Source organism: Dokdonella sp., from assembly GCF_019634815.1.
In the GTDB taxonomy this organism is placed as follows: domain Bacteria; phylum Pseudomonadota; class Gammaproteobacteria; order Xanthomonadales; family Rhodanobacteraceae; genus Dokdonella_A.
This window is the reverse complement of record NZ_JAHCAP010000005.1, coordinates 1-15,251: the sequence shown is the minus strand read 5'-3', so window position 1 is coordinate 15,251 and position 15,251 is coordinate 1. Positions and strand designations below refer to the sequence as shown.

The 15,251-nt window shown below is 68.2% G+C and carries 9 protein-coding genes and 2 pseudogenes; 9 read left to right on the top strand and 2 right to left on the bottom strand.

Going from position 1 to position 15,251, the window contains the following annotated elements; genetic code table 11:
• Nucleotides 1–276: 276 nt before the first annotated feature.
• The 8 genes from KF759_RS04070 to KF759_RS04035 all read left to right on the top strand — a co-directional run bounded on the left by KF759_RS04070 (nt 277) and on the right by KF759_RS04035 (nt 13,310).
• Nucleotides 277–915, top strand: coding sequence for a hypothetical protein (locus KF759_RS04070; protein ID WP_291223129.1), 639 nt, complete (start codon nt 277–279; stop codon nt 913–915).
• 64 nt (nt 916–979) lie between these two features.
• Complete coding sequence (locus KF759_RS04065) at nt 980–1,690, top strand: sigma-70 family RNA polymerase sigma factor (protein WP_291223128.1); 711 nt, start codon at nt 980–982, stop codon at nt 1,688–1,690.
• A 28-nt stretch (nt 1,691–1,718) separates the two neighbouring features.
• Entirely contained in the window at nt 1,719–2,453 is a 735-nt protein-coding gene (locus KF759_RS04060; RefSeq protein ID WP_291223127.1) for a hypothetical protein, read from the top strand.
• Nucleotides 2,446–6,750, top strand: a complete 4,305-nt coding sequence (locus KF759_RS04055) for a serine/threonine-protein kinase (RefSeq protein WP_291223126.1) — start codon at nt 2,446–2,448, stop codon at nt 6,748–6,750. The genes KF759_RS04060 and KF759_RS04055 overlap by 8 nt, the downstream gene beginning before the upstream one ends.
• A 67-nt stretch (nt 6,751–6,817) precedes the next feature.
• A complete protein-coding gene (locus tag KF759_RS04050; protein WP_291223125.1) occupies nt 6,818–7,807 on the top strand; it encodes a hypothetical protein in 990 nt (329 codons plus the stop codon).
• A 167-nt stretch (nt 7,808–7,974) separates the two neighbouring features.
• On the top strand, nt 7,975–8,496 hold the full coding sequence (locus KF759_RS04045) for a hypothetical protein (RefSeq protein WP_291223124.1): 522 nt from the start codon (nt 7,975–7,977) through the stop codon (nt 8,494–8,496).
• Between the two features lie 36 nt (nt 8,497–8,532).
• Entirely contained in the window at nt 8,533–10,770 is a 2,238-nt protein-coding gene (locus KF759_RS04040; protein ID WP_291223123.1) for a prolyl oligopeptidase family serine peptidase, read from the top strand.
• A gap of 344 nt (nt 10,771–11,114) precedes the next feature.
• Nucleotides 11,115–13,310, top strand: coding sequence for a hypothetical protein (locus KF759_RS04035; RefSeq protein WP_291223122.1), 2,196 nt, complete (start codon nt 11,115–11,117; stop codon nt 13,308–13,310).
• Nucleotides 13,311–13,718: 408 nt separating this feature from the next.
• On the opposite strand, the pseudogene KF759_RS04030 reads toward KF759_RS04035, so the two are convergent.
• Nucleotides 13,719–14,465: pseudogene (locus tag KF759_RS04030) on the bottom strand (TCP-1/cpn60 chaperonin family protein); the annotation flags it as partial.
• Between the two features lie 7 nt (nt 14,466–14,472).
• Here KF759_RS04030 and KF759_RS04025 point away from each other — a divergent pair.
• Nucleotides 14,473–14,688: pseudogene (locus KF759_RS04025) on the top strand (pyridoxal-phosphate dependent enzyme); the annotation flags it as partial.
• A gap of 65 nt (nt 14,689–14,753) precedes the next feature.
• Here the strand turns inward: KF759_RS04025 and KF759_RS04020 are convergent.
• The coding region (locus KF759_RS04020) for a hypothetical protein (RefSeq protein ID WP_291223121.1) at nt 14,754–15,251 on the bottom strand (498 nt) is incomplete at its 5' end.

Below are 15,251 nucleotides of genomic sequence, written 5' to 3'. Positions count from 1 at the left end.
GCAAGGACTCCGCTGTGGGTAATCGGGAGTTGCGCGTCTGGCGACAAGGATTACAAGACCCGGAGCGAGCGGCGGCGGCGAACATGATCTCCGCCCATTTTTTTACAGCAGGCCAGTTGCGCTTGCTCCAGCGCACCGTGCCTCTCGAAGTGGGTGAGGATGGCGCCGCCGAGACCGTCACATCGGGCGGGCTGAAGCGCGGTAATCGCGCGACCGGTTCGTGGAATCAGGAGACAGCCGCCTCGCCGAGGCGGCCAGAACCGGAGCTCCGCGACCATGCCCACCACCTGGAACCCGCCGACGGAACGCTCCGTCGTCGGCCTCGACCTCTCGCCGGCCCAATCGGGCATCTTCACCCCGGGCATCGAGACCATCGTGCTGACCGGCGGCCAGCTCGAACGCTTCAACGCCATTGCCCACCTGTTCGATCCGGCCATGCCGACGCTCAGCGCCGAGCAGCTTGCCGGTGTGGCGCGTCGCGTGCTGCGCACCGCCGCCGCTGGCGGCCAGTCGCCCTTCATCGCCTCGCGCATGCGCCGCGCCGCCGAGCTGCGCGCCATGCTGGCCGATCCGGCTTGGACCATGGACGCGGAACTGGCCGCGCGTATCGCTACCCTGCTGGCCTACATCGACGATGCGAACGAGCTTTTCGGTGATGCCATCCCGGTGCTTGGACTGCTCGATGACGCCCTGCTGGTCGATGTCGCGATGGAGACCGTGCGCAGCGAGCTCGACGACCATGCCGAGTTCTGCCGCTTCCGTCAGGCCGATGTCGCCCGCGGCGAGCCGGGCGTGATCGATCGGGCCGCCTGGCAACAGGCACGGGCGGACGAACTGCGGCTCGAACAGCAACTGCGCCGCAGCCGCGACGGCCAGTACACCAGCACCGCCGAGCGCCTGTTCCGCGTTTGCTGAAGCGCGCGCCAGGCGCTTGTCGGCGCGCCATAATGCCGCCGCATGCAGGCTGCCGGGAAAGCCCATGAGCCAGTTCGAGACGACCCGCTGGAGCCTCGTGATGGCCGCCGCCGGCTGCGGCACGGATGCGCGCGCGGCACTGGAGAGCCTGTGCCGGACCTACCGGCTGCCGGTGCTGGCCTACGTGCGTCGCCATGTCCATTCGGCAGAGATGGCCGAGGACCTGACCCAGGCGTTCTTCCTTGAGTTCATCGAAAGCGCCCTGCACGCGCGCGCCGATCCGACGCGCGGCCGTTTCCGCGCCTACCTGCTCACGGCCGTGAAGCGTTTCCTGATCGATCAGCAAGTGAGCTCGCAGCGCCTCAAGCGCGGTGGCGGCGTCGCCTTCGAGTCGATCGACCTGGACGGCGCCCGCGAACTGGCCGACGGCGACAGTCCGGATGCGGTGTTCGAGCGTGACTGGGCGCTGGCGGCGTTGGCGGCGGCACTGGCACGCCTGCGTGAGGAGGCCGCGGCGGCAGGCAAGCTGGAACTGTTCGAGCACCTGCATGAGTTCCTCACCGAGCGCCCGGCCGACGCCGACTACGCACGCGTGGCCGACGCCCTGCACCTGCGCCGCAACACTCTGGCTGTCGCCGTGCACCGGTTGCGCCATCGCCTGCGCGAGCTGGTCCGGGCCGAAGTGGGCGAAACCACGGGCGACGCCGAAACCCTGCACACGGAACTGCGCAGCCTGCGCAGCGCCTTCGCTTCGGCGCTCGGGGATACCCGATGAGCGCGCATCAACGAGGACGGCAGCGCCGATGATCGACACGAGCGAACCTGCGTCGGCTGCCGGCGTCCGGGCCACGGGCTGGTCGCTCGTGCTGAACCGCGACCCGGCACCGGAAGCGCGTCGCGCCGCGCTGGGCGAACTGTGTCGCCGCTACTGGTATCCGGTCTACGCCTACCTGCGCCAATGCGGGCACGATCCGGATACCGCGCAGGAGATCGCGTCCACCTTCTTCGGCGAACTCACTCGCCACGACGCAGCCATGACGGCTCGGGTCTCGAACCAATGTTTCCGCGACTTCCTGCTGCAGCGCCTGCAGACCTTCCTTGGCGCCGACTGGCGCGAACTGCCCATGGCGGATGCAGCCGACCTGGCGCCGCCACCGGCCGAACTGGAACACCGCAATGGGCAGGACAACCCGCCGGGCACGACGGCGGACGATGCCTTCCAGCGCGGGTTCGCAGCCGAGGTCATCGCGCGCGCACTGCAACGCCTGCATGCCGAGGCTGCCGGCGAAGGACACCTTGAAATGTACGCGGCCCTGGTGCCCTATCTCGCCCGCGAACCTTCCACGGATGAATACGCGGCGATCGGGGCCGACCTGGCACAGCGCCCGCTGGCGCTGATCGTCGCGCTCAAGCGCCTGCGCCAGCGCTTTCGCCATCTCGTCGGGCATGAGCTGGCCGACACGGTCGGCACCGATGCCGACCTGCGCGACGAACAGAAGGCCCTGCACGGCTTCCTGAGCCGGAATCGAGATGGCTGACCGCGCCCACCAATCGCCGCCGCCTGCCCCATCCGGCCTGCGCCTGGCACAGGCGGCGCTCGCGGAACTCGCCTTTGGTGGTCTCTCCGCCGCGGCAGCGCCGAGCGACGCGACCGCGCCGCTCGCGCTGCTGCCGCTGGACGCCCTGGAGCTGGATCTCACCGATCCGCTGCAGCGGCAGTTCGGCAGCTACGAATTGCTAGAGCGCATCGGCGAGGGCGGCATGGGCGTGGTCTACCGCGCGCGCCAGGCCGGGCTCGAGCGGGAGGTCGCGATCAAGCTGCTGGCGGCGGGGCCCTGGGCTTCGCGCGCCTTCGTCGAACGCTTCCTTGGCGAGGCGCGCCACGCCGCGCGCATGCAGCATCCCAACATCATCACCGTGCACGAAGTCGGCACCGCCGAAGACCTCCACTACTTCAGCATGCGTCTGGTACGTGGCTGCAGCCTGGCCGAAAGCCTGCGCGCCGAAGGTCGCTGGGAGCCGCAGCGAGCCGCCGCGCTGATGCGGGTGGTGGCCGAAGCGACCGCCTATGCGCACAGCCTCAACGTGCTGCACCTGGATCTCAAGCCCGGCAATATCCTGATCGACGAGGACGGCGTCCCGCATGTCGGCGATTTCGGCCTGGCACGCCAGTTCGACCCGCTGCGCGCGCTGGCGACCACCGAGATCACCGGCACGCCCAGCTACATGGCGCCCGAACAGGCTGACGTCGGCACGGCGCCGCTCACCCCCGCCACCGACATCTGGGGACTGGGCGCACTCCTCTACGACCTCGTCACCGGCGCGCCGCCCTTCCGTGGCGACAGCGCACAGGCCACGCTGGCGCTGCTGCGTGCCGGTCAGGTGCGCCGACCTAGCGCGCTGCGCCCGGGGCTGCCGCTGGATCTGGAAGCGATCATCCTGCGCTGCCTCGAACGCGACCCGGCACGACGCTACCCCAGTGCGCGCGCCCTTGCCGACGACCTCGCACGCTTCGTGGAAGACCGGCCCGTGCAGGCTCGCCCACTGGGCACGGCGCGCCGGATCGGGCGTTGGGCCAGGCGCGAGCCACGCCTGGCGGGCACCGTGGCGTTGGCCGCAGCCACCCTCGTGGCGGGCATGTTCGCCACCACCCAGCAATGGCAGCGCGCCGAGAACAACGCCCGGCGCGCGGCCAGCAACGCACAACTGGCCAGCGCCAATGCAAGGCAGGCGCTCGATCGCCTGCAGGCGGGTCGGCGCGACAATGCCATGCGTCTCATGCGCGACGGCAAGGGCTTCGCCGCGCTCTCGCCCCTGCTCGACAACCTGGACGAACTGGAACGCGACGGCCGCGCCGATCCTGCGGGCGTGGAACGCCGCGAAATCGGCATGATCCTGTCCCAGGGCGTGGTCCTGATCGATCGCATGGTGGTCGCCGACGCAACGCCGCTGGCAACCGCGCTGAGCGCCGATGGCGGCATGCTGGCGCTGGGCCTGAGCGACTTCAGCGTGCGCTGGTACGACACAGCCACGCTCAGCGAGCGCGGTCGCGTGGATCTTGCCGACGTGCCCACCTCGGATGGCAACCCGCGCCTGCCGCGCCACCTGCAGTTCATCGATGGCCAGCGGCTGCTGGTGAGCCTGGACTGGTTCGACTATCTCGCCAGCCCGTCGTGGAACGACACCGTGCTGGTCGATCTCGGCCAAGCGGCGGTGGTGGCGTTCCCCGCCGCCTTCGCCGATCCGGTCGAGGCCATCTACAGCGCGGATGGGCGCCATGCCCTGCTGCGCAATGCGCGCGACGAGGTGCAGCTGTGGCAGGTCGCGCCCTGGCGCGCCCTCGGCCCGCCGCGCGTCAAGCCGCGCTCGAACGTGTGGGCGGGACTGCTCGGCCGGAACGGCGCCTGGCTGGCCGAAAAGGAAGAAGCCACGCGCGGCTTCCTGACCCTGCGCGATCCGCGCGGCAACCAACAGGCGGCCATCGTCGCCGGCATCCACGGCGCACCCACGGCCTGGGTCGAGAGCCATGACGGCTCCCGGCTGGCGATCGGCGATTCACGCGGCCGCGTGTACCTGGTCGACACGGCCACCCACGCGGTGCGTCAGTTGCCGACACCCGCCGGCCGCGAGGTGACGTGGCTCGCCTTCAGCGAGGACGACGCCTGGCTGGCGGCAGTGCGCTGGGATGGCGCGGCATTCGCCTTCGACGTCGCCAGCGGGGATCCCCTGCACGCCGGCCAGATGCAGAACGACTTCGAGCCACACGAAGTCGCCATCGACCATCGCGAGCGCCTGCTGCTGGTTTCCGGCCTGGGTCACGGTGCACTGTGGCGCCTGCCCGAAGCGGGGCCCAACCCGCTGGAGGCGACACGCCTCATCGCCACGCCGACCTACACCGGAGCGGGTGGCACCAACGCGCTGGGCAGCGCCCTGGGCGCGCGCCTGCTGGCAACTGCCGACCTGCGCGGCGAAGTGCGCCTGTGGCGGGTGGCGTCGCCGCCCTTCCTCGACGCCTACGGTGCCCCGGATGGGCAGGTGGCCGGCAACCTGCATGTCGACGGCACGCGACTGCCGGACGTGGCGTGGAACCAGGTGCGCATCGTCGACAGCCGCGGCGCGCCGCTCACGCCTTGGCGGCGCTTGCCGCAACCCCCCGTGTTCGCCGAACTCACCGCCACCGGCCGCGTGTTGGTGGTGGCCTCGGGGCCAACGCTGTTCGTCCTCGACGCCGACACCCTGCGCGAGCGCATTCCGCCCATCGCACTGCGCGCCAACCCGATGTACCTGACCGTCGATGCCGACGGACGGCGCGCGCTGCTCGGCTATGGGCACAATGCAATGGATGGCTACCAGATCGACATCGAAGCCATCGATCTCGCCAGCGGGAAACCCCTCGCCGCGACCCGCACGCGCGGGCCGCTGCGCCAGTTCCAGCTGGCACCGGACGGCCTGCGCCTGCTCACCACCGGGCCTGCCGACGGCGCCACCGAAGTATTCGATGCGGCCAGCCTGCAGCGCATCGGCCGCCTCGCCCATGAGCGCGGACAACCGTTCACCTGGGGCGCGTTCGTACCCGGATCGGAGACGCTCTGGCTGCTCGCTCGCGATGCCGACGACAACCTCGCCGACCGCGCCGACCTGTACCGCTGGAACCCACGCAGCGGCACGCTGGGCGAACACCGGCAGATTCCGGGCGCCTTTCCCGTGGCGCTGGCCGCCGTGGGCGACAAACCGCTGCTTGCCACCCGCGCGCACGATCTGCTGGACGCCGGCAGCGACAGCGAACGCGTCTCGCAACCGCTGCTGCATGCGGAGAACACCGCGGTGTTCGCCATCAGCCACGACGGCCGCGTCATCGCCCACGCGCGCGGACGGCATGTGCAGTTGTTCGATGCGACCAGCCTCGCTCCGATCGGGCCGCCGCTGCACTCCAACGCCGGCCAGTACCTGTTGCCGGTGCAACTGGCCTTCGCGCCGGACGACCGCACGCTGCTGGCCTGGGCGCGGCCCTGGCTGGTCTGGCCGGTCGCGGCCGATGCGCGGCCGCGCGCGCAATTGCGTGCCCACGCCGACCTGCTGGCCGACGCCATCGGCGGCCATGCGGTGCTGGCCCTCCCGGGCGCAGCCCAGCGCGCCGAGCTGCGGCGCACCGACCCCGGCCCGCCGCCCCCCCTGCAGTCACGCCCCGCCTTCGCGCCGGCACGCCACGTGCAGGGCGTGCCGATTCCGCCGCGCGACCACGCCGCGACGGCGTTGCAGCTGGATCTCACCACCCACTACAACCGACCGGCCAACCTGCGCGCCGACATCACTTCCGGCGCCCTGCCAGGCTACATCGGGCTGCGCCTTGGACTGGCCCGCATCGACGGCATCGACTACGACCTGCGCGGCGCCATCGAATTGCGCCGGCACGGGGCCAGCGGCTTCGATCGCGCAGCCGGAATCGTCGTTCCACGCCAGCCCATCGCCGCGTTCCACATCCTTCTGGCGGCGCCACTGGCCACCCCGGAGCAAGGGATTCGCGACTACGCCTGGCTGCGCCTGCACTACGCCGACGGCAGCCAAGCGCGCGTGCCGATCCGCACCCAGGTCGATGTGCCTGGAATGACCGGCGCCGGATCGGCCGCACCCATCGGCTGGGTACGGGCGGATTTCCAGCGCCAGATCGGCATGACGCGACTGCAGGAAATCAACAATCCACGTCTTGCCAACCCCCACCCGGACAGGCACATTCTGTTCGTCGATCTGGAAACCGCGGTCGACGCCTGGTCGAACCCGGTGTTTTTCGCGATCACGGTGGAACCTGTAATCGACAGGGACAAACGAGGAAATTGAATCGCACCCGGCAGAGCACGACGGGCGGCTGTACACGGCTATTCGCTTCTTGGGGGGGAACGAAACCATGGAAAGCGCTACCGCAATATCGTTTCGGGCACTTGCGTGCTGTACCTGGATCATCCTCGCACTTGCCCCCAGCCTCGCCCGTGCCGGCGGCGGACCGGAAACCGCCGAGCAGGCCCTGAACCCCTCACCCAAGGGACATGGCTCGTTCTCGGTGGGTTACCAGCAAACCTACGTCAACGGGCTGCGCACCAACGACAGCACGGTGCTTGACGTCGGCGAAGGCACCATGCGCAGCCTGCACCTGGACGTCAATTATTTCGTCAGCGACACCTGGTCGGTGCACGCCGGCATCCCGTTCGTTTCCAACGTGTTCCACGGCTCGCCGCATTGCCCGACCACCGCACCGCCGCAGTGCCGCAACGGGCCGGCGCTCAACCCGCCCCATCCGGAATCGAGGTTCCAGGACGACGGCCGCTACCACGGCACCTGGCAGGACTGGAACCTGGGCGTCGCCTGGCATACGACGATGCGCGGCAATTACCTGCTCACGCCATCGCTGACCGTGTGGTACCCGAGCCACGACTACGTGTTCTTTTCCAATGCCGCGCCGGGCCAGGGTATCTGGAAGGTGGAACCTTCGATCGAACTCGCCCACCAGTTCGATTTCACCAACCTGTATTACCGCGCGCGTTACAGCTATTTCTACACCGAGAAGGTGCTCGACACCCGCCTCAGCCACCACCGGCTGGAACTGGAACTGGGCTATTTCATCAACGACCGCCTGACACTGCGCGGTTTCACGATGGCCAAGAAGGGCCAGGGCTATTCGCTGGCCGAACTTGGCCCACTGACCGCGGGGCGCACCAATGCCTACTGGTACCACCACGACCAGTTGGCCAAGCACAATTTCGCCGAGGCGGGCATCGGCGTCGACTATCACTTCGGCGGCTCGTACACCCTGTCGGCGGCGTGGCACGAAATGATATGGGGCGAGTCGGTGATCAACTTCCGCCACGCCTTCGAGATGCGCCTGGTGCGCGATTTCTGATGTCCTGAACACGTCGCCACCCGGCGCTGGCCGGAATGACGGCAAAAGCGACCCATTCGGAATTTCTCCAGCAACGCCCGCATCGGCGGGGATCCATGAACCCAGTCACGGCGACCACGGCCACATGCCACCCCGACCGCGAAGACCCACAGGAAACGGAGGATTGCATGAACACCCAACCACGCATCGGCATCCGTCCAGCCATCCTGGCGACGGCCCTGCTGCTCACCGGCAGCGTCTTCGGCATCCCGTCCGCCCAGGCCTGCGGCGAGGTGATGTACCGCATGGGCGGCGCGCTGCGCTACCAGGCGTGGGTATCGCGCCATCCGGCCCAGATCCTGCTCTTTGGCGATGCCGCCAGCGCCGAGGCGAAAGGCCTGGATCGCGAAGGTTTCCAGCGCAGCCTCGAACGGGCCGGTCATCACGTCCAGGTGGTCGACGACGCCACAACGCTCGACCAGGCCCTGGCCACCCATGCCTTCGACATCGTCATCACCGCCGCGGACCACCTGCCGACCGTGCGCGATGCCCTGTCACAGGTGGCCGTTGCGCCCGCGCTGATGCCGGTAGTGGCACGCGGCGACCTGGACGCCACGCGCCGGCAATATCCGGAGGCGGTCGCCGCCAATGCCGGGATCAATCGCTTCCTGAAGACCATCGAACGCACCATGGAGGCACGCGGTAGCTGATCGCGTGCGAGGCAACTCCGCTTCCGGGAGAATGTCATGCATATCCTGCGCAATCTCGTGGCCGGTTTCGCCCTGCTGCTGGCAGGTGTCGCCGTCGCCGGCAGCCAGACGCCTGCCGCCCCCGTTGCACCGGTACGGCCCGTCGTCGACGATTATTTCGGCACGCGCATCACCGACGACTACCGCTATTTCGAGCAAGCCGACAATGCCGAGGTGCGAGCGTGGATGAAGGCGCAGACCGCCTTCACCCGCGCCCGCCTGGATGCGCTGCCGGGACGGGCCGCATTGAGAGATGAGCTGGGGGCGATCATCCGCTCCCAGCCCGCACGCGCGTACGGCCTGCAGATCATGAATGGGCACTACTACACCCTGCGCACGCCGCCGGATGGCTCCATTCCCAAGCTGCATGTGCGCAAGGGCGCGCGCGGCACCGACCAGTTGCTGCTCGATCCCGAGCGCCTCAGCGGAAAGGACGGGGCGCACGTTTCGATCAACGGCTATGCGCCCTCACCCGACAATCGCTACGTGCTCTACGGCCTCTCCGAAGGTGGATCGGAGATGCCGACCCTGCACATCCTCGACCGCCGCACCGGCAAGAACCTGCCGGAAACCATCGACCGCAGTTTCGCCAGCGTGTTTTCCTGGCGTCCGGACAGCCGCGGCTTCTTCTACACGCGCCTGCAGGAGATGCGCCCGGGCATGCCGGCCACCGCGCGCTTCCAGAACCAGCAGGTGTGGCTGCACCAGCTCGGTCAGCCGGCGAGCGCCGACCGCGCCATCGTCGGCCACGGCATCAGCGACGCACATTTCGCCCTCGCCCCCGACGAAATTCCGTACGTGACGATGGCGCCCGGCTCGAAGCACGCCATCACGTGGATCAGCCTTGGCGTCGATCCGCGCCTGCGTGCCTACGCGACGCGGCTGGATGCGATCGACCGTGGCGGCGACATCGCCTGGCGCACGCTGGCCGCCAGTTACGACGACCAGTTGATCGTCGGCAACGTGGATGCCGAGCTGGTTCCGGCACGTCTGCAGGGCGATACGGTGTACGCGATATCGCGCAAGCGCGCGCCCAATGGCGAGGTCATTGCCCTTGATCTCGCCGGCGAGGGCGCGCCGCGCAGTCGCACGCTGGTGCCGGCTGGCGACTTGCCGATCAGCGCGATCGATGCCAACCACGATGCCTTGTGGATCGTGCGCATGGACGGTGGCAACAAGCGCGTCGAGCGCCTGCCGTTTGCCAAGGGTGCGAACGCACAACCGCTGACCCTGCCGTTCCCCGGCAGTGTCGATCGCGTCTTCACCGATCCGGTCGGCCGCGCCGTCATCGTCGAAGCCTCGTCCTGGCTGCGCGTGCCCGCGTGGCTGGCTTGGGAAGCGGATCGCCGGGCACTCGGCGCAACGACCCTGCGTCCGGCCGGATCCATGGACGTCGACCGCGACATGGCGGTAACGGAGATCAAAGTGCCCAGCCATGATGGCGCGCAGGTGCCGCTGACCCTCGTCCATCGCAAGGGCATCGCCCTCGACGCCAGCCACCGCGTGATGATGCTCGGCTATGGCGCCTATGGCCTCAGCATCACGCCTGATTACGATCCGACCAATCGCGCCTGGTTCCAACGCGGCGTCATCCTCGCCATCGCGCATGTGCGCGGCGGCGGCGAATTGGGCGATGCCTGGCACCGTGCCGGCTTCCAGGCCACCAAGCCGAATACCTGGAAGGATTTCATCGCCTGCGCCGAGTTCCTGGTCAAGGCGGGCTACACCCGACCGGCGCGGATGTCCATCGTCGGCGCCAGCGCGGGCGGCATCCTGATCGGCCGCGCGATCGAGGAGCGTCCCGATCTGTTCGCAGCGGCCGTCCCCATGGTTCCGGTGTCCGACCTGCTGCGCTTCGAGACCACGGCCAACGGCATCGGCAACGTGGCCGAGCTCGGCAGCGTCGCGACCGAACCCGGGTTCCGCGCGCTGCTCGCCATGAGCCCCTACGCCAATGTGCGCAACGGCGTGGACTATCCGGCCGTCCTCATCACCGCGGGCATCAACGACATGCGCGTGGATGCCTGGCAGCCGGCCAAGCTGGCGGCGCGCCTGCAGGCGGCCACGGCCAGCGAGCGCCCGGTATTGCTGCGAGTGGACGAGGATGCCGGCCATGGCATCGACAGCACCCGCCAGCAAAGAATCGAAAATGCCGCGGACATGCTGGCCTTCATCCTCTGGCAAACCGGCGACCCGGCCTTCCAGCCGACGCCGGTCGTGGACGAGCGATTGTAGCGAGCGGCGCAGTCCAGGCCCGCCCGGCGCGCAGAACCTGCTGCTGGCAGACACCGAGCCGGCACGGTTCTCGTCAAGCTGCTGCCGCACGGCCGCGACGGGGTGTGCGGCGACGCCCATGTGCCCGGCGTGAGCCGGCCCGGCCCGTGATGAGCGCTGGGCTGCACGCGCTGGCCGTCGTTCTGGCGCTGCTGGCTGCCCTTGTCGCTTGCCATGCTGCTGCGAAATTTGGTGTCGATCGCGTCACCAATAGCGAAGCAGCGATGGGGCCACGCAAGGCCTGTCTCTGGAACCAACGCCGCCGCGGTTCTATGCTCCGGCTTTGGTTTCAATTGGAATCGAGCATGACTGCGCGCAAGCCTTTATCGTTGTCGAAGGCCTCGATACTTGTCGCGCTGTCTTGCGCAAGTGGCGTCACGCTCGCACAAACATGGACGGGCGGAACGCCCTACGGTGGCACGGTGACCGTGCTGCTGCAGTCGCAGGACGCGCATTTCCTGTTCGCGGGGACGAACGGCGGTCTGTTCCGCAGTGACGACAACGGCCTGCATTGGTCGCGCAAGCTCGGCGGCACGATCGGCAGTGGCCCGGCCGAGTTTGCGGCACTCGCGCGATCGAACACGCATCCGGGGCGTCTGTGGATCGCGGATGCGCGCGGGACAATCCATCGCAGCGACGACAACGGCGAGACGATCGCGGCGACGGGCACCTTGCCGGTCGCGGGCGCGATCATCACGCAATTGCTGGTCACGTCCGGTACCGAAGAACGGCTGTTCGCAGCGACGACCAACACCGGGCTCTGGTACAGCACGGACGCCGGTGCCAGCTTCGCGCGCGCCGACGTCGGCCTGGACGGCGGCTTGGGCATCACCAAACTCATCGACTCGCCCGATGACTCGTCCTTGCTCATGGGCTTCACGGCAATCCCATCGTCCTGGTCGTTTTATTTGTCGACGAACGGCGGCACAGGCTGGGTGGAGCAATTCGGCTTCGACGGCCCTCTCACGACGGGCACCTTCTTGAGTGGCGGTGCGATGCTGGTCACTTCCAGTGGCCCGTTCGCTACGCTGTGGCGGGCATCTTTCGGCGGTGGACTGTGGCAGCCGCAATCCGGCGCATGCTGGCAAACCAACAGCCTGTTGCTCGATTCGACGGACTGGTACGTGGACTGGATCGGTTGCGACGATGGCCTGTTTGGAACCACGCCACCGGTCGCCCCGCCCATGGTCCTCGACGGTGTCAACGCGCCAATCCGGAAATTGCTGCGCGACCGCGCCGATCCTGCCCAGCTGCTGTGGGCGGCGACCGATCACGTCGGCATCTTCAGCAGTTCCGATGCGGGTTTGTCATGGATCGCGCGCAACAACGGACTTTCCGCTACCAGCTTTCGCTCCGTCGCGGTGCATCCACATGCGCATCGCCTCTACGCCGGTTATGCCGACGAATACACGACGACGACCAATCCTGCACTGCTGTTCAGTGACGACGACGGAGTCACCTGGACGGCTTCCGATCTCGGCCATTTCATCTGGCTCACGCGTGCCATTACGGTCGATCCGACGGTAGCGGACGTCGATGTGACGCCGGTGTATGCCGCCGGAGTTGACGGCGTCATGGGGCCGGGCTTGTTCAAGAGCCTTGATGGGGGCCGCACGTTCTCGATCCTCGGCAGCGGCCTGTCTATCCAGACCCGTACCGTGCGCGACATCGCGCTCGATCCACGCTCATGCGCATCGCCGCCTCCGGCCGGGCCATGCACGAGTGGCCCGCTGCAAACCTTCTATGCGATCGCCAGCGGAGATGCCCAGTCGAATTGGCGTGTGATCCGCAGTGATGACGCCGGCACCACCCTGCTCGACCGCAGCGCCGGACTTCCGCTGCGCATCATCTACCCGGACAACGCCGGCATCGAAATCAACTATCCGATTTCGATGGCACTGGATCCGCACGACAGCCAGACGATCCTTGTCGGTACCTATTTGCAACAAACGTGGAACGGCAATGGCGCCGCACCAATGCCGACCCTGACGAACGGCGTCTTTCGCAGCCGCGACGGTGGCTCGACCTGGCAAGCCGTCAATACCGGGTTGCCGCGCAGGGGCAATTCCGCCGATACGGCCATCGACATCTACGCGCTTGCATCCGATCCGAACCTCGCCGGTCGCATCTGGGCCGCGGGCGCATTCCACGACGGCAACGAAGGCAGCACCATTTTTCGCTCCGATGACGCCGGCGACCACTGGGTCGAACAAGGCACGTTCGCGGATTGCGACATCCGCCGCCTGCTCGCCGACCCGCAACGCGCAGGGACGATCCGTGCCAGCGGCATGTCCAAGGCGGCGCATGGCACTGGCTGCGTCCTGCGCAGCCGCGACAGCGGCGAGACCTGGAGCCGCATCGATGAGGGCTTGCCGGCCACGCGAGTGTTGGCGATGGCGACGATGCCCGGTGCGCCGGACGCACTCCTCGTCGGTACCAACTCGGGCGTGTGGCACCTGCGCGATGCGCCGGACTTGCTGTTCCGCAACGGTTTCGACTGACCCGGCTCGCATCCGCGCGCTACCCAACCCTCGTGCGCGGCATGTTTCACAACGCTTCATGGGTGAACGCGTCGCACATCATGCCGAGATGGCAGCGGAGCACGCTCTGCCCTGCAAAGGTGATCCTGTTCGTGTGGAACCGAGCTTTCCTGGCTGCCGCACTGACCCGGCCATGCAGGGCTCCTTGCTCGGCGGCTGGGTTGCTGCCGCCGTCCATCCGTGCGAGCGTGGCGTGGAACGGATCATCCTTGCACCATCCCCAGCAACGCCACAGCGCATATGTTCGTCGCGCGCCTCGCGTGAGTGCGGGCGAGGCGATACCTTACGGGTTGCATCGGGCCGCCATGAAACACGAAGCCCGGCACAAGGCCGGGCTTCGCATTCACGCTTCAAAGCGGTCGGGCAGGATCAGAAATCCATCCCGCCCATGCCGCCCATGCCGCCGGCCGGGCCGTGGTTGTGCGCCTCTTCCTTCTTCGGCGCCTCGGCGACCATGGCTTCCGTCGTGACGACGAGGCCGGCGATCGACGCGGCGTTCTGCAGCGCGGTGCGCGTGACCTTGGTCGGATCGAGGATGCCGAGCTCGACCATGTCGCCGTATTCGCCCGTCGCGGCGTTGTAGCCGAAGTTGCCCTTGCCGTCGGCGACCTTGTTGAGGATGACCGAGGCTTCCTCGCCCGCGTTCGTCACGATCTCGCGCAGCGGCGCTTCCATCGCGCGCAGCGCGATCGCGATGCCGTGGTTCTGGTCCTCGTTGCTGCCCTTGAGATCCTTGACCGAGGCCTTGGCGCGGATCAGCGCGACGCCGCCGCCCGGCACGATGCCTTCCTCGACCGCCGCACGCGTGGCGTGCAGGGCGTCCTCGACGCGAGCCTTCTTTTCCTTCATCTCGACTTCCGTCGCGGCACCGACCTTGATAACGGCCACGCCGCCGGCCAGCTTGGCCACGCGCTCCTGCAGCTTCTCGCGGTCGTAGTCCGAAGATGTCTCTTCGATCTGCGCCTTGATCTGCTTGATGCGCGACTGGATGTTGGCCGCTTCGCCGGCGCCGTCGATGATCGTGGTGTTCTCCTTGGAGATCACGACCTTCTTCGCGCGGCCGAGATCCTGCAGCGTCGCCTTTTCGAGCTGCAGGCCGACTTCCTCGGAGATGACCTGGCCGGCCTATAACCGCATGGCGCAACTGGATGCCGATGAACGCGCACGCGGCGTGATTGCCGCTTCGGCAGGCAATCATGCGCAGGGTGTGGCGCTGGCCGCGAAAAAGCTGGGAATCCGCGCCACCATCGTGATGCCGGTAACCGCACCGGAGGTGAAGATCGACGCGGTGCGCCGACTCGGCGCGGAATACGTCGATGTCGTGCTGGCGGGAGATTCCTAGCCGATGACGCCGCCGACGACGCGCGCAACACCGCCGGCCCGCCGCCGAAGTCGGGCGCGCCGTCACGCTCTGGCCGCTCGCGCGATGGACGCAGCGGCGAACGTCGCGGCGAACGGTCGCGCGGCGAAGGACAAGGCGCGCGCGGTGGACGCGGGCACGGCGAACAGCGCCGTGGTGATGCGACCACGAAGCCGCAGCAGCCGTCGGCCATCGCGACGACATCGCCGACTTCCGGCGATCCCGCTGCCGCACTGAACGGCGAAGCGCCGCGCAAGCGTCGCCGCCGCGGTGGTCGCGGTCGCAACAAGCGTCAGGAAGGCGAGGCCACGAACACAGTCGTCAGCGCGACGCAGGAAGCCGCATCGCGCCACGGCGCCGAACGCAAACCGCGCCGCGAACACGCGCGCACGGTACCGACCGCGACGCCGGCTGACGCCGCCGCGTCGACGCCGGCGAAGCCACCGAAGCAGGGCATCTTCCGCCGCATCATGCGCATGTTCACGTCGCGCTGAGCGCGGCGTTGTTGCCGCGTCGATTCGCGACCGAATGCGTCGGTGCGG

Excerpts from the sequence above, each read along its gene's own strand:
- KF759_RS04035 (WP_291223122.1), top strand. The coding sequence starts at position 11,115 with ATGACTGCGCGCAAGCCTTTATCGTTGTCGAAGGCCTCGATACTTGTC.
- KF759_RS04055 (WP_291223126.1), top strand. The coding sequence starts at position 2,446 with ATGGCTGACCGCGCCCACCAATCGCCGCCGCCTGCCCCATCCGGCCTG.
- KF759_RS04070 (WP_291223129.1), top strand. The coding sequence starts at position 277 with ATGCCCACCACCTGGAACCCGCCGACGGAACGCTCCGTCGTCGGCCTC.
- KF759_RS04060 (WP_291223127.1), top strand. The coding sequence starts at position 1,719 with ATGATCGACACGAGCGAACCTGCGTCGGCTGCCGGCGTCCGGGCCACG.
- KF759_RS04045 (WP_291223124.1), top strand. The coding sequence starts at position 7,975 with ATGAACACCCAACCACGCATCGGCATCCGTCCAGCCATCCTGGCGACG.
- KF759_RS04065 (WP_291223128.1), top strand. The coding sequence starts at position 980 with ATGAGCCAGTTCGAGACGACCCGCTGGAGCCTCGTGATGGCCGCCGCC.
- KF759_RS04040 (WP_291223123.1), top strand. The coding sequence starts at position 8,533 with ATGCATATCCTGCGCAATCTCGTGGCCGGTTTCGCCCTGCTGCTGGCA.
- KF759_RS04050 (WP_291223125.1), top strand. The coding sequence starts at position 6,818 with ATGGAAAGCGCTACCGCAATATCGTTTCGGGCACTTGCGTGCTGTACC.